Source organism: Kosakonia sp. SOY2 (genome assembly GCF_027109175.1).
GTDB lineage: Bacteria > Pseudomonadota > Gammaproteobacteria > Enterobacterales > Enterobacteriaceae > Kosakonia.
The window spans coordinates 47,873-69,471 of the sequence record NZ_JAPVXH010000004.1; the positions used below are offsets into that span (position 1 = coordinate 47,873).

At 57.0% G+C, this 21,599-nt stretch carries 18 protein-coding genes; 9 read left to right on the forward strand and 9 right to left on the reverse strand.

The window, feature by feature from the left end; genetic code table 11:
- Positions 1-16: 16 nt before the first annotated feature.
- The 6 genes from fhuB to hrpB all read right to left on the reverse strand — a co-directional run bounded on the left by fhuB (position 17) and on the right by hrpB (position 11,311).
- On the reverse strand, positions 17-1,999 hold the full coding sequence (gene fhuB, locus O3S68_RS18955; protein ID WP_269232214.1) for a Fe(3+)-hydroxamate ABC transporter permease FhuB: 1,983 nt from the start codon (positions 1,997-1,999) through the stop codon (positions 17-19).
- A complete protein-coding gene (gene fhuD / locus O3S68_RS18960; RefSeq protein ID WP_269232215.1) occupies positions 1,996-2,886 on the reverse strand; it encodes a Fe(3+)-hydroxamate ABC transporter substrate-binding protein FhuD in 891 nt (296 codons plus the stop codon). Before fhuD ends, fhuB begins: the two co-directional genes overlap by 4 nt.
- Positions 2,886-3,683 carry a Fe3+-hydroxamate ABC transporter ATP-binding protein FhuC gene (fhuC, locus tag O3S68_RS18965; protein WP_269232216.1) on the reverse strand — a complete coding sequence of 266 codons (798 nt, stop codon included), beginning with the start codon at positions 3,681-3,683 and terminating at the stop codon, positions 2,886-2,888. The genes fhuD and fhuC overlap by 1 nt, the downstream gene beginning before the upstream one ends.
- A 47-nt stretch (positions 3,684-3,730) precedes the next feature.
- Positions 3,731-5,983, reverse strand: a complete 2,253-nt coding sequence (gene fhuA, locus O3S68_RS18970) for a ferrichrome porin FhuA (protein WP_269232217.1) — start codon at positions 5,981-5,983, stop codon at positions 3,731-3,733.
- A 252-nt stretch (positions 5,984-6,235) separates the two neighbouring features.
- The gene (mrcB, locus tag O3S68_RS18975; protein WP_017457976.1) at positions 6,236-8,764 is read right to left on the reverse strand and encodes a bifunctional glycosyl transferase/transpeptidase; all 2,529 of its coding nucleotides are present in this window, start codon (positions 8,762-8,764) and stop codon (positions 6,236-6,238) included.
- Between the two features lie 117 nt (positions 8,765-8,881).
- A complete protein-coding gene (hrpB, locus tag O3S68_RS18980) occupies positions 8,882-11,311 on the reverse strand; it encodes an ATP-dependent helicase HrpB (RefSeq protein ID WP_269232218.1) in 2,430 nt (809 codons plus the stop codon).
- A 73-nt stretch (positions 11,312-11,384) separates the two neighbouring features.
- Here hrpB and thpR point away from each other — a divergent pair, with 73 nt between their 5' ends.
- From thpR to panD, 9 genes are all read left to right on the forward strand, one after another.
- Positions 11,385-11,915, forward strand: coding sequence for an RNA 2',3'-cyclic phosphodiesterase (gene thpR, locus O3S68_RS18985; protein ID WP_269232219.1), 531 nt, complete (start codon positions 11,385-11,387; stop codon positions 11,913-11,915).
- A gap of 9 nt (positions 11,916-11,924) precedes the next feature.
- On the forward strand, positions 11,925-12,629 hold the full coding sequence (gene sfsA / locus O3S68_RS18990) for a DNA/RNA nuclease SfsA (RefSeq protein ID WP_020456588.1): 705 nt from the start codon (positions 11,925-11,927) through the stop codon (positions 12,627-12,629).
- A 173-nt stretch (positions 12,630-12,802) separates the two neighbouring features.
- On the forward strand, positions 12,803-13,258 hold the full coding sequence (gene dksA, locus O3S68_RS18995) for an RNA polymerase-binding protein DksA (RefSeq protein WP_007373199.1): 456 nt from the start codon (positions 12,803-12,805) through the stop codon (positions 13,256-13,258).
- Between the two features lie 87 nt (positions 13,259-13,345).
- Positions 13,346-14,242, forward strand: a complete 897-nt coding sequence (gene gluQRS, locus O3S68_RS19000) for a tRNA glutamyl-Q(34) synthetase GluQRS (RefSeq protein ID WP_269232220.1) — start codon at positions 13,346-13,348, stop codon at positions 14,240-14,242.
- Positions 14,243-14,297: 55 nt separating this feature from the next.
- Complete coding sequence (gene pcnB, locus O3S68_RS19005) at positions 14,298-15,695, forward strand: polynucleotide adenylyltransferase PcnB (RefSeq protein ID WP_206052453.1); 1,398 nt, start codon at positions 14,298-14,300, stop codon at positions 15,693-15,695.
- Positions 15,692-16,171 carry a 2-amino-4-hydroxy-6-hydroxymethyldihydropteridine diphosphokinase gene (gene folK / locus O3S68_RS19010; RefSeq protein WP_097406992.1) on the forward strand — a complete coding sequence of 160 codons (480 nt, stop codon included), beginning with the start codon at positions 15,692-15,694 and terminating at the stop codon, positions 16,169-16,171. Before pcnB ends, folK begins: the two co-directional genes overlap by 4 nt.
- Before the next feature lie 108 nt (positions 16,172-16,279).
- Complete coding sequence (gene panB / locus O3S68_RS19015; RefSeq protein ID WP_269232221.1) at positions 16,280-17,071, forward strand: 3-methyl-2-oxobutanoate hydroxymethyltransferase; 792 nt, start codon at positions 16,280-16,282, stop codon at positions 17,069-17,071.
- Between the two features lie 11 nt (positions 17,072-17,082).
- Positions 17,083-17,937, forward strand: coding sequence for a pantoate--beta-alanine ligase (panC, locus tag O3S68_RS19020; protein ID WP_269232222.1), 855 nt, complete (start codon positions 17,083-17,085; stop codon positions 17,935-17,937).
- 137 nt (positions 17,938-18,074) lie between these two features.
- Complete coding sequence (gene panD / locus O3S68_RS19025; RefSeq protein WP_020456583.1) at positions 18,075-18,455, forward strand: aspartate 1-decarboxylase; 381 nt, start codon at positions 18,075-18,077, stop codon at positions 18,453-18,455.
- A 4-nt stretch (positions 18,456-18,459) separates the two neighbouring features.
- On the opposite strand, the gene O3S68_RS19030 is transcribed toward panD, so the two are convergent.
- The 3 genes from O3S68_RS19030 to O3S68_RS19040 form a co-directional block, all read right to left on the reverse strand.
- Entirely contained in the window at positions 18,460-19,704 is a 1,245-nt protein-coding gene (locus O3S68_RS19030) for a polysaccharide deacetylase family protein (protein ID WP_045511965.1), read from the reverse strand.
- A gap of 135 nt (positions 19,705-19,839) precedes the next feature.
- On the reverse strand, positions 19,840-20,610 hold the full coding sequence (locus O3S68_RS19035; protein ID WP_017457966.1) for an ABC transporter permease: 771 nt from the start codon (positions 20,608-20,610) through the stop codon (positions 19,840-19,842).
- Positions 20,607-21,533, reverse strand: a complete 927-nt coding sequence (locus tag O3S68_RS19040; RefSeq protein ID WP_020456581.1) for an ABC transporter ATP-binding protein — start codon at positions 21,531-21,533, stop codon at positions 20,607-20,609. Before O3S68_RS19040 ends, O3S68_RS19035 begins: the two co-directional genes overlap by 4 nt.
- Between the last annotated feature and the right edge of the window lie 66 nt (positions 21,534-21,599).

Consider the following 21,599-nt stretch of genomic DNA (forward strand, 5'->3'; position numbering starts at 1 on the left):
CGGGAGAGGCTCTCTTTTAGCGGCTCTGCTTTCTCAGCAAATAGATAAAATATGGCGCGCCGATAAAGGTCGACAGCAACCCGGCGGGGATCTGAAACGGAAACAGCAGCATCCGCCCGCACCAGTCAGCAAACACCAGCAGTACTCCCCCCACCAGCGCTGAAATCACCATATGCGGCATTGTGCGACGAAACCCCATCATCCGCGCGATATGCGGTGCCATCAGGCCAACAAAACTCAGCGGGCCAATGGTCATGGTCGCCGTTGCCGTGAGCGCTGCCGCCAGTAACAGCAGGCCGACGCGCGACGGTGTCAGCGCCATCCCGACTGAACGCGCGGTATCACCACCGAGCGGTAAGATCGTTAACCAGCGGCGACACAGCGGTGTCAGCGCCAGCAACATCACCATCATCACGCCAGTACGCCAAACCTGTTCGCCTGAGGCATTGTAAGTGCTGCCGGAAATCCACGTCAGGATCTTTGCCATGCGCGGGTCACCGCTTGCCTGTAACATCATCAACAACATGGTAAACGCCGTGCTCAACGCCATCCCTGCCAGCAGCATGCGGTGCGGCGAAAAGCCACCGCGCCCGGCGGCAACCATGATAATCAGCAACGTCACCGCGGCCCCCAGGCTCCCGGCGGGCATCAGCCAGCCAAACGCGTTACCCGGTACGAAGAACAACATCAATACCACGCCAAACGCCGCGCCTGAGCTTATCCCCAGCACTTCCGGGCTGGCCATCGGGTTGCCGGTCAGGCGCTGAATAATACAACCCGCCACCGCCAGCATCACGCCGGCGGTGAGCGCAGCGACAATGCGCGGCCAGCGCCACGGCATCAATTCGTCGAGCAACTGTCCACTGGCAAAATGCCAGCCTGTCGCGTCACGCCCGAACGTCAGCGCTAACCCCATCGCCAGCAACAGAAGTACGAAACCGCCCAGCGCAAACCACTGAATGTGCTGGCGCTCAGCCGCCACGTTATCTCCGGCGTCCATCGCGGGTGCGCTCATGCTGCGCAGGCGCGGCAACAACCACAACAGCAGCGGCGCGCCAATCAGCGCAGTGATCGAACCGGTGGAAACTTCCATCCACACGCGAGTCAGCCACCAGATAACTTGATCGGAGAGCCAGAGGATCAGCGCGCCAATCAGCGGTGCCAGCAGCAAGCGCGACAACAAGCGACGCGCGCCGAGCATTTTCGCCAGCAGCGGCGCAAACAGGCCGATAAAACCGATAATGCCGACCGCATTGACCAGCAACGCACTCAACGCAATCGCCAGCGTCAGGGCCGCCAGGCGCGCCAGCGACAGCGCCAGGCCAAGATTACGCGCAACGCCGTCATCCAGCCCCATCAGCGTTAGCGGGCGCAACAGCAGCAGCGTTAACACCGCACAACCAAGCAGCTGCGGCCACAAACGCTGCACGATGCTCCAGTCGGTTTGCGTTAGCGTCCCGGTGCTCCATAAAAACATGCTTTGTAGTTGATCGTGATGGAACAGCGCCAGCAGTTGGTTAATCGCCCCGCAATAGAGGCTCACCACCAGACCGGCGAGGATCAGCGTCACCGGCGACAAACGCTTTCCCCAGGCCACGCCAAACACCAGCGCGCCGACTGCACATGCCCCGGCAAGCGCGGCAAACTGTGAAGCCAGCACGCCGGGGATCGACCACAGCGTGGTAATGGTGATGCCCAGTTGCGCCCCGGTTGCCACGCCCAGCGTTGTCGGTTCGGCAAGCGGGTTCCGCAGCACCTGCTGAAACAGCACACCGACCAGGCCAAGCCCGGCACCGACCAGCAGAGAAATCACCAGACGCGGCAACAGGCTGTAGTGAAACAGCATCTGATCGATAAGGTTGATGTCCGGCGCGACGAAGGCCTGCGCCCACTGCGCGCGCGGCAAAGCGACGGTTAAATTGTTCCAGCTAAGCACGGCGGCGGCGATAAAAAGCACCGTCAGCAGCAACGCGGGAAAAGGCGAAACACGTCGGTTCATGCCCGGCCTCCCAGCGCATTATCCAGCACGCGGGTAAAATGCATCGCCGACAGCGTCGCGCCATAAAACCAGACCGCCGGCACCCGCTGGAAACGCCCGGCACGCACGAAGGGCATCGCCTGCCACAACGGCGTCGCCATCAGTTTTTGCATATCCTGCTCGTTACCGTGATCGAAACAGATAACATCAACGTCTTTGTATTCCGCCAGCCGATCGATACCCACCGCCACGCTGCCCCAGAAAGAGGTTTCGCCGTGCCAGGCGTTACGAATGCCCACGCTATCGAGCACTTCCTGGAACAGGCAGTTCGGCCCAAACGCCAGCACATGGCGCGGGTCGAGCAAGGTGATCATCAATAAAGGACGATCGCCGCGACGTGCAAAATGCGGTTTTCGCGCTTCAATGAGGGCATCAAATTCGTCGAGATGTTTTTTCGCGGCGGTTTCCAGATTGAGGATCTGCGCCATCTCGTTTAACGAGTGCTTCGCCATGGCGAGCGGCTTTTTGCCATCGCTAAACGTGAAGCCGCGCCCCGGCGCGATTTGCGCCAGCTTCGCTTCGGAAGGGCCATAACCTGCCGACCATACCAGCCAGGAGGGTTTCATTTGCGTCAGCAATTCGAGATTCGGCTCGGTACGCAGCCCAACGTCAATCACCGAAGCGGGCAACGCAGGCTCGTTGACCCACAAGTTGTAACTCTGCACATCCGCAACGCCATAAGGCGCGATGCCGAGCGCCAGCAGCAATTCAACCGGCAACCACTCCAGCGCGACAATGCGCGTCGGATCGATCGCCGCGGCGTGCGCGCTGCGCATGTTCCACAACAGGGGAGAGAGCGCCATCGCCGTCAGTAAGCGACGACGGCTAATGTGATGTAATCCAGCCATCAGTAGACAAAACTCACCGGTGCTGCCCCCGCAGGATGCGGCAGGATCCCCATCGGGATGCCGTAAATGTGTTCCAGCGTTTCGGCGCGCATTAATACGTCCGGCGTGCCTTCGGCGATCATCTCACCACCGCGCAGCGCCACCAGATAATCGCAATACCGCGCCGCCATATTGATATCGTGCAGCACGGCAATCACCGTCAGCCCGCGCTGCTGGCTCAAGCGGTGCACCAGCGCCAGCACATCCACCTGATGGGCGATGTCCAGCGCCGAGGTAGGTTCATCCAGCAGCAGGCAGCGGCTGTCCTGCGCCACCAGCATGGCGATCCACGCGCGCTGGCGTTCGCCGCCGGAGAGGCTATCGACCAGGCGGTGCGCCAGCGGTTTTAAGCCCACCAGCGCAATCGCTTCTTCCACTTTTTCTCTGTCGGCAATGCCAAAGCGCCCCAACGCCCCGTGCCACGGGTAGCGGCCAATCGCCACCAGTTCACGAACCGTCATCCCTTCCGCCTGCGGCAACTGCTGCGGCAAGTAGGCCACTTTGCGGGCAAAGGCTTTGCTGCTCCAGCTAGCGAGCGGCTGCCCATCCAGCAAAATATCACCGTCCGAGGGCGGCTGGTGGCGGCCAAGCATTTTCAGCAATGTGGATTTTCCGGAGCCGTTGTGGCCAATCAAACCAGTGACTTTACCCACCGGAAAGGTCAGCGACAGCGGGTGCAGCAGCGTGCGACCGGGCACACGAAAGGTGACATCGCTGAGTTGAAAGGTGGTATCGGGAAGCGCGTTGTTTTCCTGCATGATTGCCAACTTATAAATGGGCACGGCGAACCGTGCCCGAAGAGAGATTAGAAGCGGAAGGTTGCCGTCGCCACCACCTGGCGTTCTGCGCCCCAGAAGCAGCCGTAAGTGTTAAAGCAGCTTGCGACGTATTCACGATCGAGCAGGTTGTTGACGTGGACCGCCACGTTGGAGCCAGCCATACCGAAGCGAGCCAGATCGTAACGAACCAGCGCATCGACAACCGTGTAGCTACCCACCTTGAAGGAGTTCGCCGGATCGCCATAGCTGGAACCCGTCAGGCGAGCGCCGGTGCCTAATGTCAGGCCCGAGAGCGCGCCGTCGTAGAAGGTGTAGTCGCCCCACAGCGATGCCATGTGTTTTGGCACCTGCGCCGGGGTGTTGCCTTTGTAATTGGTGTCGGTAGTGTATTCCGCCTGCGTATAGGTGTAAGAACCGACCATATTCAGGTTGGCTGACAGCGCCGCTTTGGCTTCGATTTCAACGCCGCGCGCGCGAATTTCACCGCCTTCAACCGACCAGAAAGAACCTGCTGGATCGGCCATCAGGTTGTTGCTCTTGGTGAGCTGATAGACCGCGCCGGTCAACACAACAGGACGATCTTTGGGGCTGTATTTCACACCGGCTTCGTATTGCTTGCCTTTCGACGGCGCGAAGATCGCACCGCTCGCCCCTGAAGTGGACGCCGGTTCGAACGATTCGCTGTAGCTGAAATACGGCGTTACGCCGTTGTCGAACAGGTAATTAACGCCACCGCGCCAGGTGAACTGGTTATCGTCGCGTTTCGTTGTGGTGTCGGAGGTGCGGTTGTACGCGCTCTGTTTAGCCCAATCGTAACGTCCGCCCAGCGTCACCAGCACTTTATCCCACTGCGCCTGATCCTGAGCATAAAGCCCCGTTTGCTGCTGGCGGTTCAGGATCTGATACGCACCGGAAGGCGTGGAATGCGCGTCGAAGTCGAAATCGCTGCGATCCAGATTGTAAATATCCGACGGCGCAACAGAACCGGCATAACCAAACCATGAATTGATGTCATTGCGCATACGCATGTAGTCGACACCGGTCAGCAGGATATGATCGATATCACCGGTGGAGAAGGTGCTTTGCAGTTGCGTATCAACAGAGAAGTTCTCCAATTTCTCGCTATCAATCACGTACTGGCGCGTCAGGTAGTGTCCCCATTCAGACTGGGCGATACCTGCACACGGGCTGGTTGATGGATTGCCGGAATAGAGTGGATCCGAGCACATGCCATAACCGTACACGCTGTTTTGCGAGGTTTTATTTTGCGCGTAACGCAGATTCTGGCGCACGGTAAAGGTGTCGTCGAACGCGTGTTCGAAGCTGTAACCCACCATTTTCTCATTACGCGAATAGGTGTTGTTCTTCGCACCTTCGTTGAAATCGGTCGATAAACGCTTGCCGTTTGGCAGCGGCTCAACGGTACCCTCTTTCGGCAACCAACCGTAATAACCGGTATCCGGCTCGTTCTGGAAATAGGACAAGAAAGTGAAGTTGGTCTTGTCATCAGGACGCCAGCTAAACGATGGCGCAATGGTGTAGCGCTGTTCTTTTGCCCCTTCCTGCTGTGCGTTAGCAGAACGCGCCAGCCCGGTTAAGCGGTAGGAGAAAACACCGTCATCATCCAGCGCGTCGCTAAAATCAAAGCCGGTCTGGAACAGGTTATTGGTGCCGGCTTTAAACTGTACTTCATACAGCGGCGTGGTGGTCGGGCGCTTGCTGACCATATTCAACAGGCCGCCCGGGCTGCTTTTTCCGTACAGCACGGAAGTGGGGCCGCGCAGAATTTCCGCACGCTCAACCATGTAAGGATCAATTACCGCGTCGTTATAGAAGTTGCCCTGCATCTTCAAACCGTCGAGGTAGTTGTTCTGGCTCTGCCCGTCGGCGGCAAAACCACGAATAATCAGGTAGTCATAGGTATTGGAGGCGCCACGCGTACCGACAGCGACACCCGGCGTATAACTGAGGGCTTCTTTCACGGATTTCGGCTGATGCAGCGCGATCTCCTCGCTGGTCACCACCGAGATGGATTGCGGCGTTTTCTCCAGCGGCATATCGGTTTTTGTTGCCGTCGCCGTGTGTTTCGCGGCGATGGTCGCCGCCGGTCCCCATGCGCTTTCCTGCGGAGCGGCGCTGGTGGTAACGGTGATGGTTTCTTCTTTTTGGGTTGTTGCAGCCTGTGCGTAAACAGACATGCCGCTAACCGCTGTGGCTACTACAACCGCGATTTTACGCAGCGTAGTGTTGACTGGCTGAGCAGTGTTAGGACGCGCCATTAGTTTATCTCTGATTCAAATGAGTGAACGATAACGTAAACGAGAATTATTATTATGACCGCAGCATAATATGCGAAGCGCTGTGCGCATAGCAAGCAGTAAGCCGCCTGAAACGGCCTGAAGGATGAAGAAATAACCAGACGAAAAGCAGGTGGTTAACAGGGGTTTATTACAACGTTATTTGCATGTTTAGGGCGTTAAAAAACCCCCGATGTTGCCATCGGAGGTTTCAGGTTTTGTCACGGCAGAAAGTTAGTTACCGCCGAACATCTCTTTGATCCAGCCTGCGACACCATCGCTTTTCTGCTCCTGCTGCGGCGGCTGTTGAGGCTGCTGCTGCGCGGGTTGCTGCGGCTGCTGGGACTGATCAAACGGGTTACCGGTTTGCGGCTGCACCTGGTTTTGCTGGCACAGCGTTTCCGGGCTGGTCGTCCAGACCGGAAGCTGGCGCACACCGCCACCGCCGCAAACGAAATTACCCATGTCATCAACCCCCATATTGGTGATGTCTTCCGGCGGCGTCAGATCCAGCGGTATCGGCGACTGGTTTTCCAGATAACGCTGGTAAATCGCCATCGCGCCGCTGGCACCGTACAGCTTCGTCGGCTGGTTATTATCGCGACCAACCCAGGTAATGGTCACTTCGCGCCCATCGATTCCCGCAAACCAGGTATCGACGTTGTTGTTGGTAGTACCGGTTTTACCCGCCAGATGCAGGCCCGGATACTTCGCGCCAAGCTGGCGACCAGTGCCGCGCTGGACAACCTGCTGCATCGTCCACAGCGTCATGTACGCCGCCTGCGCCGGTACGGCACGCTCGGCCTGCGGGAAGCTCTGATACAGCACCGTGCCATCTTCAGCAATAACCGAACGCAGCGCGGAAAGTGGTGCGCGGTTACCGCCGCTGGCGATGGTCTGGAAAGCCTGCGCCACTTCAATTGGCGTCAGGTTCAGCGCACCAAGCAGCATAGACGGCATGCCGGTCAGCTGATCTTTCGGCGCGCCGAGTTTCTGCCAGGTGTCCGTCACCGCAGGCAACCCAACCGCCATCCCGAGGTTCACCGTCGGTACGTTCATCGACCGGGTCAGCGCATCGACCAGCATCACCTGGCCGCTAAAACGACGGTCATCGTTCTGCGGTGCCCACACCTGGCCGTTAGACAAGCGCAGTGAAATCGGCGCATCGGCAATCCAGGTATTCAGGCGATAGATGTTCGGCTGGCTCAGCGCCGTCAGGTAGGTTGCCGGTTTCGCCAGCGAACCAATGGAGCGGCGCGCCTGCATCGCACGGTTATAACCCGCGAATTGCGGCGTCGCACCGCCGACCATTGCGCGCACTTCACCGGTGTAACGGTCGACCACCACCATTGCCGTTTCAAGATCGGTCAGCTTGCGCTGCTTGATCAGCAGCGGAATACCTTCCACGGCGGCTTTTTCGGCGGCGTCCTGCGCCACGGAATCAAAAGTGGTGAAGATCTTCACGCCGGAGAGATCTTTCACTTTATCACCGAGCTTCGCTTGCAACTCCTGACGCACCATCTGCATAAACGCTGGCTGCGGTGAAATCACCCCGCCGCGCGGCTGCACGCCGAGCGGGCGCGCGCTCAGCATGTCATACAGCTCCTGGTCGATAACGTTCTGCTGTTGCAGCAAGCGCAGCACCAGGTTACGACGCTCCAGCGCCAGTTTCGGGTTACGCCACGGGTTATAGATTGACGCACCTTTAACCATCCCCACCAGCAATGCCTGCTGATCAAGGCTCAGCTCTTCCACCGGGCGGCCAAAATAGTAGAGGCTCGCCAGCGGGAAACCGCGGATCTCGTTGTCGCCGCTCTGACCGAGGTAAACCTCGTTCATATACAGCTCAAGAATACGATCTTTGCTGTAGCGGGCATCCATAATCAGCGCCATATAGGCTTCGTTGGCTTTACGCCAGTAGGAGCGCTCGCTGCTGAGGAACAGGTTTTTCACCAGCTGCTGCGTCAGCGTACTCGCCCCCTGCACGGTGCGTCCGGCGGTCAGGTTCGCCAGCACCGCACGGCCAATGGAGTAAAAGCTGATGCCGTCGTGCTCGTAAAAGTGGCGGTCTTCGGTCGCCAGCAGCGTATCCACCAGCAGATCCGGGAATCCATTGCGCGGCACGAACAAACGCTGCTCGCCATTAGGCGAAGAGAGCATGGTGATCAGGCGTGGATCGAGGCGGAAGAAACCGAACTGGCGGTTGCTGTCCATATTCTCGATGGTTTCCAGACGAGAGCCGTCAAAGGTCAGACGCGCACGCACCTGCCCCTCTTTACTGTCCGGGAAATCAAATGGACGGCGGATCATCTCAATGCTTTTCGCCTGCACAGTAAACTCGCCGGGACGCGTCATCTTCGTCACCTGGCGGTACTGCGTGGCTTCCAGCAGTTTCACCATCTCGTTTTTACTGATTGCCATATCCGGTTCGAGGTTGACCATACGGCCATACACCGCGGCAGGCAGTTGCCAGACTTTTCCGTCGATACGGGCACGGATTTTTTGATCCAGATACACGCCATAAATGGCGCACAGCACGGCCAGAACGATGGCAATTTTTAACAGCAGCCAGAACCAGCCGCGTTTGCCGCGTGGCTTCTTGCCTTTGCCTCTTCCTTTTTTCGGCATCGGTTCCTCGTCTTCATCGTCATCTTCATACTCGTCGTACTCCTCTTCCCGAAGTCGACGACGGCTGATTTTCTCTTTCGCCGGACGCGCTGGTTTACCCTTGCGTCCAATTGGCTCGCGGTCATTCCCCGCCATGCTTTACTCTCCGCAACTTTCAGGCGCAAGGGCCTGATTCTCAACTCTTCCGCACCGGGGCAGAAGAAGAAATCTCTCAATTTATCGCACGGTTCGATGGCGAAAAGCCCATCCCTGTTACGAATACTTTTTAGTGCGCCGCGTCGGTGCCGTATTGGCCGGATCGTCCGGCCAGACATGCTTCGGGTAGCGCCCTTTCATCTCTTTTTGCACTTCGCGATACGCGCCTGCCCAAAACGCGCTTAAATCACGGGTGATTTGCAGCGGACGTTGCGCAGGGGAAAGCAGCTCCAGCACCAGCGCCACGCGCCCTTGCGCGATGACAGGCGTTGTCGCTTCGCCAAACATCTCTTGCATGCGCACCGCCAGCGCCGGCGGGTTATCTTCGTGATAACGAATCGCTATCCGGCTTCCCGTCGGCACAGTGTAATGCGCAGGCAGCTCACTATCCAGACGTTGACGTAATGACCACGGCATCGCATTTTGTAACGCCTGGCTTAAATCGAGCGCTTTCAGCTCACGCAGCGAACGAATACCGCTCATTTGCGGCAATAACCACTGCTCAAGGTTCTCCAGCAACGAAGCCTCATCGACCGCTGGCCAGCCCACTTCCGGCAGCCACTTCGCCGCACAATGCAGACGCAAACGCAGTTGCTCGGCGTCCGACGTCCAGTTCAGCACGCGCAAGCCTTTATCACGGATACCGTTCAGCATCGCCCGATGCAACTCCTCTTCGGAGGGTTTCGCCAGCGGTTGTACTTTTAATGTCAATTGGCCTATCTGGCTGCGGCGAAAGGCTTTTAACGTGCCCTGCACCTCGTCCCACTCAACCGTGTCGGACTGCTGCAATAAATGTGGGCAGCGAGTGACAAGCGCGTCGATATCCAGCGGCAGCGCCAGCAAAATCCGTGCATCCGGTGATGCGCTACCCTGCAACAGCAGTGGTGCTATCAGCCATTCGTGACGGTTGAGCGCATCATCGGCGTCCAGCGTTGCGCCCATGCCGTTCGCCAGTTGATAGCGACCTTCCTGTCCGCGCCGGCGGGCAATGCGATCGGCAAAGGCGCTTGCCAGCAACGGCGCAAGTACGGTGTTGTCCGGCTCGCCATCGCTGCTTTTCAGGCGGCGAGCCAGCTGGCGCGCGCGCTGCTGCCAGTTCGGCTGGTTGCGTGAAAACGCCGCGCTCAAGTCACTGTTTGCGCCGCGTGGTGGCACTTCCAGAATCGCCGCCAGCTTCGCCGCCGTGGCAATTTCATCGCGACCATTTGCCGCCGCCAGCATCGCAGCCAGGCGCGGATCGTTACCGGGCGCCGCCATGCGCTGCCCAAACGGCGTCAGTCGCCCGTCCTCAAGCGCCTGCAACTGGCTGAGCAGCTTGCGCGCCGCCGCGAGATTCACCGCTGGCGGCAGATCCAACCATTTGAGCTGGGCAGGATCCTGGCATCCCCACTGGATTAATTCCATTAACAGTCCGGATAAATCACTACTCACTATTTCAGGGCTGCTCTGCGCCGCCGCGCGTTCCGCCTGCTCTTTACTCAGTAAATGCACACAAATGCCAGGCTCAAGACGACCGGCACGTCCGGCACGCTGCGTCATCGAAGCAACACTAATGCGCTGCGTCACCAGCCGGGTTAAACCGCTGCGGGCATCAAACCGCGCGACGCGCTCCTGGGCGCTATCCACCACCAGGCGAATGCCTTCAATGGTCAAACTGGTTTCGGCGATATTAGTCGCTAGCACTACTTTTCGCTGCCCGACGGGCGCGGGCAAAATGGCTTTGCGCTGCTCATTGAGCGGCAGCGCACCATAAAGTGGGCAGAGGAGAACATCGCTGCCGACACGGGAAGCCAGTTGCTCCTGCACACGCTGGATTTCCCCGACGCCCGGTAAAAACAGCAGCAGCGAACCGGGTTCATTACGCAGTAATTCAGCGGTCGCCTGGGCGACGGCTTCATCAAAACGAAGATGAGAAGGCAACGGTTGATAACGCTGCTCAACGGGGTACGCCCGCCCTTCAGACACAATGGTCGGGGCCTCAGGCAACAACGCCTGCAAACGGGCATTATCGAGCGTTGCCGACATCACCAGCAGTTTGAGGTCATCGCGCAGCCCTTGCTGCACGTCTAACAGCAATGCCAGAGCGAGATCCGCTTGCAGGCTGCGCTCATGAAATTCATCGAGGATCACCAGTCCCACACCGCTGAGTTCCGGATCTTGCTGAACCAGCCGCGTTAATATGCCTTCCGTCACGACTTCGAGCCGGGTATTTGGCCCCACGCAGGTTTCCGCACGCATCCGGTACCCCACGGTTTCGCCTGGCTTTTCATCCAGCAGCTCCGCCAGCCGCTGTGCCACATTGCGCGCCGCCAGCCGACGCGGCTCAAGCAGCAAAATACGGCCAGTAATGTCGCCTTGTTGCAGCAGCTGCAACGGCAACCAGGTCGATTTCCCTGCGCCGGTGGGTGCGCTTAACAGCACCTGTGGCGCGGTGCGCAGGGCAGAAAGAATGTCGGGCAGAACGGCGGCGACTGGCAGTGAGGACACAAAAGCTCCGGAGGGTTAACATAAGCCGGCCAGCAGTATAACATCGCCGTAAACCTTTGACCTCGAGCCCGCCATGTCTGAACCAAAAAGGCTGTTTTTCGCCCTTGAACTCCCTGCGGATATTCAGACGCAGGTGGTGCAATGGCGTGCGCAACAGTTCCCGCCGGATGCGGGGCGGCCGATTGCAGCGGCGAATCTGCATCTGACGCTGGCGTTTCTCGGCGAAATCAGCGCGGAAAAACAGCGCGCACTGGAAGCGCTGGCCGGCCGGATACGCCAGCCCGTTTTCACGCTCACGCTGGATGATGCCGGGCAATGGCTGCGTTCGCGCGTCGTCTGGCTCGGTTCACGCCAGCCGCCGCGTGGGCTGCTGCAACTGGCGGATATGCTCCGCGCCCAGGCGTCCCGCAGCGGATGTTACCAAAACCCGCAGCCGTTTCACCCGCACATTACGCTACTGCGCGATGCCAGCCACGCTGTCACGATCCCACCGCCGGGTTTTCACTGGTCGTTTCCGGTGACGGCGTTCGCATTGTATGAATCACAATTTATCCAGGGTCGAACCCGCTACACGCAGTTGCATCGCTGGACGCTTAAAAAATAAGGATTTTCCATGGATTTTTCCCCGCCGCTTAAATCCGCCACGCTGATTCAGCGTTATAAACGTTTTCTTGCGGATGTGATCACGCCTGAAGGGGAAACCCTCACGCTGCATTGCCCGAATACCGGTGCGATGACCGGTTGCGCGACGCCAGGCGACACGGTCTGGTATTCCACGTCGAATAATCCTAAGCGCAAATATGCCCATACGTGGGAATTATCCCAAACCCAACAGGGGGCATTTATTTGCGTCAATACTCAGCGGGCAAATATGCTGACAAAAGAAGCAATACTTGCTGACCAGGTGCCTGAACTCAGCGGATATAGCGCGCTGAAAAGCGAAGTAAAATATGGTGCGGAAGGTAGCAGAATTGATTTTCTGTTACAGGCGGATGACCGGCGCAACTGCTATATTGAAGTGAAATCGGTCACGCTCGCCGAGCAGCAGTCAGGCTACTTCCCGGATGCCGTCACCCTGCGTGGGCAGAAGCATTTACGGGAATTAATGAGCGTCGCGGCCAACGGCGATCGCGCGGTAATTCTGTTTGCCGTTCTGCACTCCGCCGTTGAACATTTTTCTCCGGCACGCCATATTGACGAGGAATACGCACGATTATTGAATGAGGCACAACACCGGGGGGTAGAAGTTATCGCTTATAAAGCGGAACTTTCTGCCGATAATATCACTCTTAAGTTGCCACTACCTTTTACGGTATAAAGGCAAGCTTTTGACGAGTAAGTGATTTGGTCGCGTGCGCAAATACGCTTTTCTTCACAGGGTTGTCAAGTGTTACGTTTAGATATTTGCCATCCGTAAAAGCATCTGCTATTTATAGCGGCCTGATTTTTCCCCCACACGGGGATCGATAGTGCGTGTTAAGGAGAAGCAACATGCAAGAAGGGCAAAACCGTAAAACATCGTCCCTGAGTATTCTCGCCATCGCTGGGGTGGAGCCGTATCAAGAGAAACCGGGCGAAGAGTATATGAACGAAGCCCAGCTGGCGCACTTCAAGCGTATTCTTGAAGCATGGCGTAATCAACTTAGGGATGAAGTCGATCGCACCGTCACGCACATGCAGGACGAAGCAGCTAACTTCCCCGATCCGGTCGACCGTGCCGCGCAGGAAGAAGAGTTCAGCCTCGAACTGCGTAACCGTGATCGCGAGCGCAAGTTGATTAAAAAGATCGAGAAGACGCTGAAAAAAGTGGAAGACGAAGATTTCGGCTTCTGCGAATCCTGTGGCGTTGAAATTGGTATCCGTCGTCTGGAAGCACGTCCGACTGCCGACCTGTGCATCGACTGCAAAACCCTGGCGGAAATCCGCGAAAAACAGATGGCGGGTTAATCCCCTGACGTCTTCAACGGCGCACCGCTAAGGCGTGGTGCGCCCTATACGGCGGGATCGATTCCCGCCTATATTTTTGCCAGCGACATGCCTGAATCACACTATATTGGGCGCTTTGCGCCATCCCCATCCGGTGAACTGCATTTTGGTTCGTTAATTGCTGCTCTCGGCAGCTATCTGCAAGCCCGCGCCAGCCAAGGCACCTGGCTTGTTCGCATCGAAGATATCGATCCCCCCAGAGAAGTTCCCGGCGCGGCAAACACCATTCTTCGCCAGCTTGAGCATTATGGTCTGCACTGGGACGGCGATGTGCTATGGCAATCCCGTCGCCATGACGCCTACCGCGAGGCGCTCGCCACCTTACAACGCAAAGGCCTGAGCTATTTTTGTACCTGCACGCGCGCCCGTATCCAAAGCCTCGGTGGCACCTACGACGGGCATTGCCGGACATTACAAAATGGCCCGCAAAACGCCGCCGTACGGCTGGTACAGCAGCATCCGGTGCTGCACTTCGACGATAAATTACGCGGGCGCATCACCGCCGACGAAAAACTGGCGCGGGAAGATTTTATTATTCACCGCCGCGACGGGCTGTTTGCCTACAATCTCGCGGTGGTGGTCGATGACCATTTTCAGGGCGTCACAGAAATTGTGCGCGGCGCGGATCTGATAGAACCCACGGTGCGGCAAATCTCCCTTTATAACCAGTTTGGCTGGCCAGTGCCGACATACGTTCATTTGCCGCTGGCGCTCAACGAGCAGGGAAATAAGCTTTCCAAGCAAAACCACGCCCCCGCGTTGCCTGAAGGCGATCCGCGCCCGGTAATAATCAGGGCTTTACAATTTTTGAACCAGGATGTAACAAATGAGTGGCAGGATCTGCGCATCGACGCGCTGCTGCAAAAAGCGGTGGAAAACTGGACGCTTTGCCGTGTGCCAGATGCCGCGGATGCGAATACAGCATTCTCAAACGGCTCGCGCTGAGCTATGATTAGCCGCTATTTTTTTGTCCTGACGTTTGACACTACCGAGGTGTACTATTTTTACCCGAGTCGCTAATTTTTGCCGCAAGGTGCTAAGCCGCGAAGAGAGCATGGTCGTTGAGGCTATGGCCCAACCGCAGATGACGGTTATTCCGCGTGAGCAGCACGCTATTTCCCGCAAAGATATCAGTGAAAATGCGCTCAAGGTGCTCTATCGTCTGAATAAAGCGGGCTACGACGCTTACCTGGTAGGCGGCGGCGTGCGCGATTTATTGCTGGGCAAAAAACCAAAAGATTTTGACGTGACCACCAGCGCAACGCCGGATCAGGTGCGTAAACTGTTCCGCAACTGCCGCCTGGTCGGCCGCCGTTTCCGCCTTGCACATGTGATGTTCGGGCCGGAAATTATCGAAGTCGCCACCTTCCGTGGTCATCACGACGAACAACAAACCGATCGCACCATCTCCCAGCGCGGGCAGAATGGCATGCTGCTGCGTGACAACATTTTCGGTTCCATCGAAGAAGATGCCCAGCGCCGCGACTTCACCATCAACAGCCTTTATTACAGCGTTGCTGATTTCACCGTGCGTGATTACGTCGGCGGTATGCGTGACCTGGAAGAGGGTGTGATTCGCCTGATTGGTAACCCGGAAACCCGCTATCGCGAAGATCCGGTGCGCATGCTGCGCGCGGTGCGCTTTGCCGCCAAGCTCAATATGCGTATCAGCGAAGAGACCGCCGAGCCAATCCCGCGCCTGGCAACGCTGATTAACGATGTTCCTCCGGCGCGCCTGTTTGAGGAATCGCTGAAACTGCTGCAGGCCGGTTACGGTTACGAAACCTACCGTTTACTGCGTGAATATGGTCTGTTCCAGCCGCTGTTCCCCAGCATCACCCGCTACTTCACCGAAAAAGGCGACAGCCCGATGGAGCGGATTATTGACCAGGTGCTGAAGAATACCGACAACCGCATTCGCAACGACATGCGCGTCAATCCGGCGTTTTTGTTTGCTGCGATGTTCTGGTATCCGCTGCTGGAAAACGCCCAGCGCATTACCCAGGAAGGCGGTCTGGCCTATTACGACGCTTTCGCGCTGGCGATGAACGATGTGCTGGATGAAGCGTGCCGTTCACTGGCGATCCCAAAACGCATCACCACGCTGATCCGTGATATCTGGCAGTTGCAATTGCGGATGTCCCGTCGCCAGGGCAAGCGCTCGTGGAAACTGATGGAACACCCGAAATTCCGCGCGGCCTATGATTTACTGGCGCTGCGCGCCGAAGCCGAAAATAACGGCGAGCTGCAACGTCTGGCGAAATGGTGGGGTGAATTCCAGGTTTCCGCACCGCCAGCCCAGAAAGATATGCTCAATGATTTAGGTGATGAACCGGCAGAACGCCGTCGCCACCGCCGCCCGCGCAAACGCGCGCCGCGCCGCGAAGGTAGCGCATGACCCTCGCGTATATCGCGCTCGGTAGCAACCTGGCGTCACCGCTCGACCAGGTTAACGCCGCGATGACCGCCCTCGGAGAGATCCCACAAAGCCGCATCGTGGCGGTCTCTTCGTTATATCGCACTCCCCCGCTTGGCCCGCCGGATCAACCGGACTATCTCAACGCCGCCGTGGCACTGGAAACCGACCTTACGCCAGAAACGCTGCTCGATCACACGCAACGCATTGAACTCCAGCAAGGCCGCGTACGTAAAGCAGAACGCTGGGGACCGCGCACGCTCGATCTCGATATCATGCTGTTCGGCAATCTTACCCTGAATACCGAACGCCTGACGGTGCCGCACTACGACATGAAAAACCGTGGCTTTATGTTGTGGCCACTGTTTGAAATTGCGCCCGATCTGCACTTCCCGGACGGCACATCGTTGCAGGAAATTCTTGCGAACCTGAACGCGCCGAAACCCGACGCCTGGTAATTTCCCGCTTTCGTCACGCCCCGCGCTCACCGCTTGCCTAAAATCATTGCCCACCTGATGGTTGCTGCTAGAATGCGCCAGAATCGCTTTCGACTATCAGGAAACGCTATGAAACCCACCACCATCTCCTGGCTGCACAAGTGCAAGCAGGAAAAGAGACGCTTCGCCACTATCACCGCATACGACTACAGCTTCGCGAAACTGTTTGCCGAAGAAGGGATTAACGTGATGCTGGTTGGTGATTCGTTAGGGATGACGGTACAAGGTCACGACTCCACTCTGCCGGTAACGGTTGCCGATATCGCTTATCACACCCAGGCTGTTCGCCGTGGCGCACCGACCTGCCTGCTGCTCGCCGATCTGCCGTTTATGGCCTACGCCACGCCGGAGCAGGCGTTTGAAAACTCCGCAGTGGTCATGCGTGCAGGTGCCAATATGGTGAAAATCGAAGGTGGCCGCTGGCTGGCGCCGACGGTGAAAATGCTGACCGAGCGCGCCGTGCCGGTGTGCGGCCACCTGGGTTTGACGCCGCAGTCTGTTAATATTTTCGGCGGTTATAAAGTTCAGGGGCGCGGCGACGCGGCACAAGGGCTGCTTGACGATGCGCTGGCGCTGGAAGCCGCTGGCGCGCAACTGCTGGTGCTGGAGTGTATTCCGGTCGAGCTGGCGCAGCGCATCACGTCGGCGTTAACCATTCCGGTAATTGGTATTGGCGCAGGCAATGTCACCGACGGCCAGATTCTGGTGATGCATGACGCGTTCGGCATTACCGGCGGGCATATCCCGAAATTCGCGAAAAATTTCCTCAATGAAGCAGGCGACATGCGCGCAGCGGTCAGGCAGTATGTTGCCGACGTCGAATCCGGAGCCTATCCGGGTGAAGAACATAGTTTCCATTAAGGAGCCTTACTGTGTTGATTATTGAAACCCTCCCGCTGCTGCGCCAGCACATCCGCAGACTGCGTCAGGAAGGTAAGCGTATTGCGCTGGTGCCAACGATGGGCAACCTGCACGATGGCCATATGAAGCTGGTCGACGAAGCGAAAGCCCGCGCCGATGTGGTGGTTGTGAGTATTTTCGTTAACCCAATGCAGTTCGACCGCCCGGATGATTTAGTGCGCTACCCACGCACCCTGCAGGAAGATTGCGAGAAGCTGAACAAGCGCAAAGTCGATCTTGTTTTCGCCCCCGCACCAGCAGATATCTACCCGCAGGGCACCGACACCCAAACGTATGTTGATGTGCCGGGTATCTCCACCATGCTGGAAGGCGCAAGCCGTCCTGGCCATTTCCGTGGCGTGTCGACTATCGTCAGTAAGCTGTTCAACCTGGTACAACCGGATATCGCCTGTTTTGGCGAGAAGGATTACCAACAGTTGCAGTTGATCCGCAAAATGGTGGACGACATGGGCTACGACATTGAGATTGTCGGCGTGCCGACCGTGCGCGCAAAAGATGGCCTCGCGCTGAGTTCGCGTAATGGCTATCTCACTGCCGAACAGCGCAAAATTGCCCCGGCGCTCAGCAAAGTGATGAATTCGATTGCCGATAAACTGCTGGCGGGCGAGCGCAATGAAGAAGAACTGATTGCCATTGCCGGGCAGGAGATCAACGACGCGGGTCTGCGCGCCGATGATATTCAGATCCGCGATGCAGATACGCTGCTGGCGCTGTCTGAGGACAGTAAACGCGCGGTGATTTTGATGGCGGCATGGCTTGGTCAGGCGCGGCTTATCGACAACAAAGTCGTTGAGTTAGCCCGCTAGACAGGGCGAAAAAATCGGGCAATACTCCACTCCTGGCTTGCCCTTACGCCCGCCAGGACGTGGCGCGAGCACACGAGGGATTCGCAGGGAGCCGCCCTCCATTTTCAGGTTAATTATCAGTAATGAAGGTTTAACTTATGATTCGCACGATGCTGCAAGGCAAGCTCCACCGCGTCAAAGTGACGCAGGCCGACCTGCACTACGAAGGTTCCTGCGCGATTGACCAGGATTTCCTTGAGGCGGCCGGTATTCTGGAATACGAAGCCATCGATATTTATAACGTGACCAACGGCAAACGCTTTTCTACCTACGCGATTGCCGGCGAGCGCGGCTCACGCATTATCTCGGTTAACGGCGCGGCAGCGCACTGTGCGGACGTCGGCGATATCCTGATTATCGCCAGCTACGTCACCGTGCCGGATGAAGTTGCCCGTAGCTGGCAGCCGAAAGTGGCCTATTTTGATGGCGACAATGAGATGAAACGCACCGCGAAAGCCGTGCCGGTTCAGGTTGCCTGATGCCCTACCCCTGCGGCTGATTACTGATCAGCCGCGACATTGTCTCCAGCGAATCCGTTCTCAGCACGTACAGCCTTTTCAGTAAAAACGGGTTATCTCCCGGTTTCACCTTGCCACGCACCGTGGTCACCGCCAGATGAAAACCGGCGTCATTCGCCGCTTTCACCGCTTTGTCGTCATACGCGCCAAAGGGATAGGCAAGGTAAAGCACATGCGGGTTGAACTGCGCCAGTGCGCGGCGCGAGCGTTTAAAATCGAACAGAATATTGTGATAGTTGCGGCTGAGCAAAATCGGGTGCATGGCATCATCAACCCGGTGCAGGAAATGGGTATGTGACTGCACATCGAACACATCCTGAATCTGATTAAGCTCCGACACGCTCATAAACTGCAGGAATTTCGGATCCCACGGCTGCGGCTTGAGCTTAATGCGTGACGAAATGATAAACGCTGTCGCTTTAAAACCGTACTCGCGCAGGATTGGCCAGGCGTAACGGCTGACCGACTTCAGCCCATCATCAAAGGTGATCACCACCGAACGCGCGGGCAAATTCATACGGTTACGCACATAACCTTCCAACTGGTACATCGACAACGTGGTGTAACCCTGATCGCGCAGCCAGGTCATCTGGTTGGTAAAAGCACGCACCGAGGTGGTGGTCGAGGTGTGGCGAAAGCGGGTATTTTCTTCATCGCGCAAGATGTGATGATAAGTCAGCACCGGAATGCCGCTATCTTCTTGCGCATCCAGGCTGCTGATCCACGCCAGCCGGTTGCCGATGCGGATCTGAAACCAGGTCTGGTTCAGGCGGTCTTTTAGCTTATCGATTATCGGGTAACGCAGGTTTTCCGCCAGCGTGCCAACCTGTTTACTGGTGATATCCGGCGACGTGTAGAGCGGCGTATCCTGCCAGGTGATCAGATTTTGATTACTGAGCGGCTTATTCAGATCGCCCAGCGTATCTTCTACCCGCTCATTACCTGACACCGTGCCAAGATGGCCTCTGTCGATAAACCCGCTGCCGAAACCAAAGCGAAACGCGTAATAATCTTCCGCCCCCGGCACCACCGCCAGGATCTGACCGGCGCGAATATTGCCGACGGTAACGACTCTGTCCCCCACCTGCGCCCAGATATTGGCATCTTCGGTGGTTTGCATATAGCGCGCGGGAATGCGTTGTTCACTGACAATACTGGCAGATGCGTTCAAGGCAACCAGCAACAGTAAAAGGGTAATCAAACGAGACATGAGACGGACCGAATAGAAAAACTGCACCTATTGTAGCAACAGAACGGGAGAAACCAACGGCAATGAGCAGGCTAAAAAACAGCCTAATCCTGAGGATTGGCTCTCTTCCAGAGAAGAGAGCCGTTGCGAACGGGATCAGCTACGCAGCCCGCGTCCGCGGTTAATCAGATACCAGCACAGCAGGTAAAAGACGATGATAAACACCACTAAAACCCCCACGGTGGTAAACAGCGGCACATCGGAAATGCCGAGGAAACCAAAGCGGAAGCCGCTAATCATGTACACGATCGGGTTGAGGTGCGACAGCGCCTGCCAGAATGGCGGTAGCAGCGTCAGGGAGTAAAACACCCCGCCCAGATAAGTCAGCGGCGTCAACACAAAGGTCGGGATCAGGCTGATGTCATCAAAGGTTTTGGCAAATACCGCATTCAACAGCCCGGCCAGTGAAAACAGCACCGCCGTCAGCAGCAGCGTCAGGCCAACAAACAGCCATGAATGTACCTGAAACGGCACGAAAAATAGCGAAACCGCCGTGACCAGGATGCCCACACACAGCCCGCGCGCCACGCCGCCGCCAACATACCCGGCGATAATGACATGCGTCGGCACCGGTGCCACCAGCAGCTCCTCGATATTGCGCTGGAACTTGGCGCTAAAGAATGACGACGCCACGTTGGCATACGCGTTGGTGATCACCGCCATCATGATTAAGCCCGGAACGATAAACTGCATGTAGGTAAAGCCGTGCATTTCACCGATACGCGAACCGATCAGGTTGCCGAAAATAATAAAGTAGAGCGTCATGGTGATCACCGGCGGCACCAGTGTTTGCACCCAAATGCGCATAAAACGCTGGATCTCTTTGTACCAGATACTCTTCAGCGCCACCCAGAACAGCTGCATCATGCGCTTTCTCCTTTTCTGTCATGAACCAGCGTGACAAACAGCTCTTCGAGACGGTTGGCTTTGTTACGCATACTCAATACCTGTACACCCTGCGCGCTAAGCTGGCTGAACACGCTGTTCACCCCCTGCTCACGCAGCACTTCCACCTCAAGCGTGGACGTATCCACCAGCCGGTATTGATACCCTTCCAGCTTTGGCAGCGGGCTTTTCGGCGCTAAATCGAGAATAAAAGTTTCCGATTTCAGCTTCGACAGCAGCGCTTTCATCGAGGTGTTTTCAATCAGATCGCCACGCTGAATGATGCCGATGTTGCGACACAGCATCTCGGCTTCTTCCAGGTAGTGCGTCGTCAGAATGATGGTGGTGCCTTTGTCATTGAGATCTTTCAAAAAGCCCCACATTGAGCGGCGCAGTTCGATATCGACACCCGCGGTTGGCTCGTCGAGGATCAGCAGTTTTGGCTCGTGCATCAGCGCGCGGGCAATCATCAGACGGCGCTTCATACCGCCGGAAAGCATCCGCGCACGTTCGTTGCGTTTTTCCCACAGATCAAGCTGAGTCAGGTACTTTTCGCTACGTACGAGGGCTTCTTTACGATCAACGCCGTAGTAACCCGCCTGGTTAACCACTATCTGTTGCACGGTTTCAAACGGGTTAAAGTTGAACTCCTGCGGCACCAGCCCCAGTTGGCGCTTCGCGTTCACCACGTCTTTTTCGAGGTCGTAACCAAAGACGCTAACGCGCCCGGAAGATTTATTTACCAGCGAACTGATAATGCCAATGGTGGTGGATTTGCCGGCACCATTTGGTCCGAGAAGCGCATAGAAATCGCCCGCTTCTACTTGTAAATCAATGCCGCGCAGCGCCTGAACGCCGCCCGGATAGGTTTTTTTAAGCTGCTCAAGCTCCAGTGCAATGGTCATGAATTATCACTTACCTGTTTTCTCACACTCGATGTGTGGTTTAAAAAGACGGAGAGTTCACCTATA

What these genes read in the sequence shown, in the direction of transcription:
- fhuB (WP_269232214.1), bottom strand. Translation starts at nt 1,999, where the DNA reads ATGAACCGACGTGTTTCGCCTTTTCCCGCGTTGCTGCTGACGGTGCTT.
- fhuD (WP_269232215.1), bottom strand. Translation starts at nt 2,886, where the DNA reads ATGGCTGGATTACATCACATTAGCCGTCGTCGCTTACTGACGGCGATG.
- fhuC (WP_269232216.1), bottom strand. Translation starts at nt 3,683, where the DNA reads ATGCAGGAAAACAACGCGCTTCCCGATACCACCTTTCAACTCAGCGAT.
- fhuA (WP_269232217.1), bottom strand. Translation starts at nt 5,983, where the DNA reads ATGGCGCGTCCTAACACTGCTCAGCCAGTCAACACTACGCTGCGTAAA.
- mrcB (WP_017457976.1), bottom strand. Translation starts at nt 8,764, where the DNA reads ATGGCGGGGAATGACCGCGAGCCAATTGGACGCAAGGGTAAACCAGCG.
- thpR (WP_269232219.1), top strand. Translation starts at nt 11,385, where the DNA reads ATGTCTGAACCAAAAAGGCTGTTTTTCGCCCTTGAACTCCCTGCGGAT.
- sfsA (WP_020456588.1), top strand. Translation starts at nt 11,925, where the DNA reads ATGGATTTTTCCCCGCCGCTTAAATCCGCCACGCTGATTCAGCGTTAT.
- dksA (WP_007373199.1), top strand. Translation starts at nt 12,803, where the DNA reads ATGCAAGAAGGGCAAAACCGTAAAACATCGTCCCTGAGTATTCTCGCC.
- gluQRS (WP_269232220.1), top strand. Translation starts at nt 13,346, where the DNA reads ATGCCTGAATCACACTATATTGGGCGCTTTGCGCCATCCCCATCCGGT.
- folK (WP_097406992.1), top strand. Translation starts at nt 15,692, where the DNA reads ATGACCCTCGCGTATATCGCGCTCGGTAGCAACCTGGCGTCACCGCTC.
- panB (WP_269232221.1), top strand. Translation starts at nt 16,280, where the DNA reads ATGAAACCCACCACCATCTCCTGGCTGCACAAGTGCAAGCAGGAAAAG.
- panD (WP_020456583.1), top strand. Translation starts at nt 18,075, where the DNA reads ATGATTCGCACGATGCTGCAAGGCAAGCTCCACCGCGTCAAAGTGACG.
- O3S68_RS19030 (WP_045511965.1), bottom strand. Translation starts at nt 19,704, where the DNA reads ATGTCTCGTTTGATTACCCTTTTACTGTTGCTGGTTGCCTTGAACGCA.
- O3S68_RS19035 (WP_017457966.1), bottom strand. Translation starts at nt 20,610, where the DNA reads ATGATGCAGCTGTTCTGGGTGGCGCTGAAGAGTATCTGGTACAAAGAG.
- O3S68_RS19040 (WP_020456581.1), bottom strand. Translation starts at nt 21,533, where the DNA reads ATGACCATTGCACTGGAGCTTGAGCAGCTTAAAAAAACCTATCCGGGC.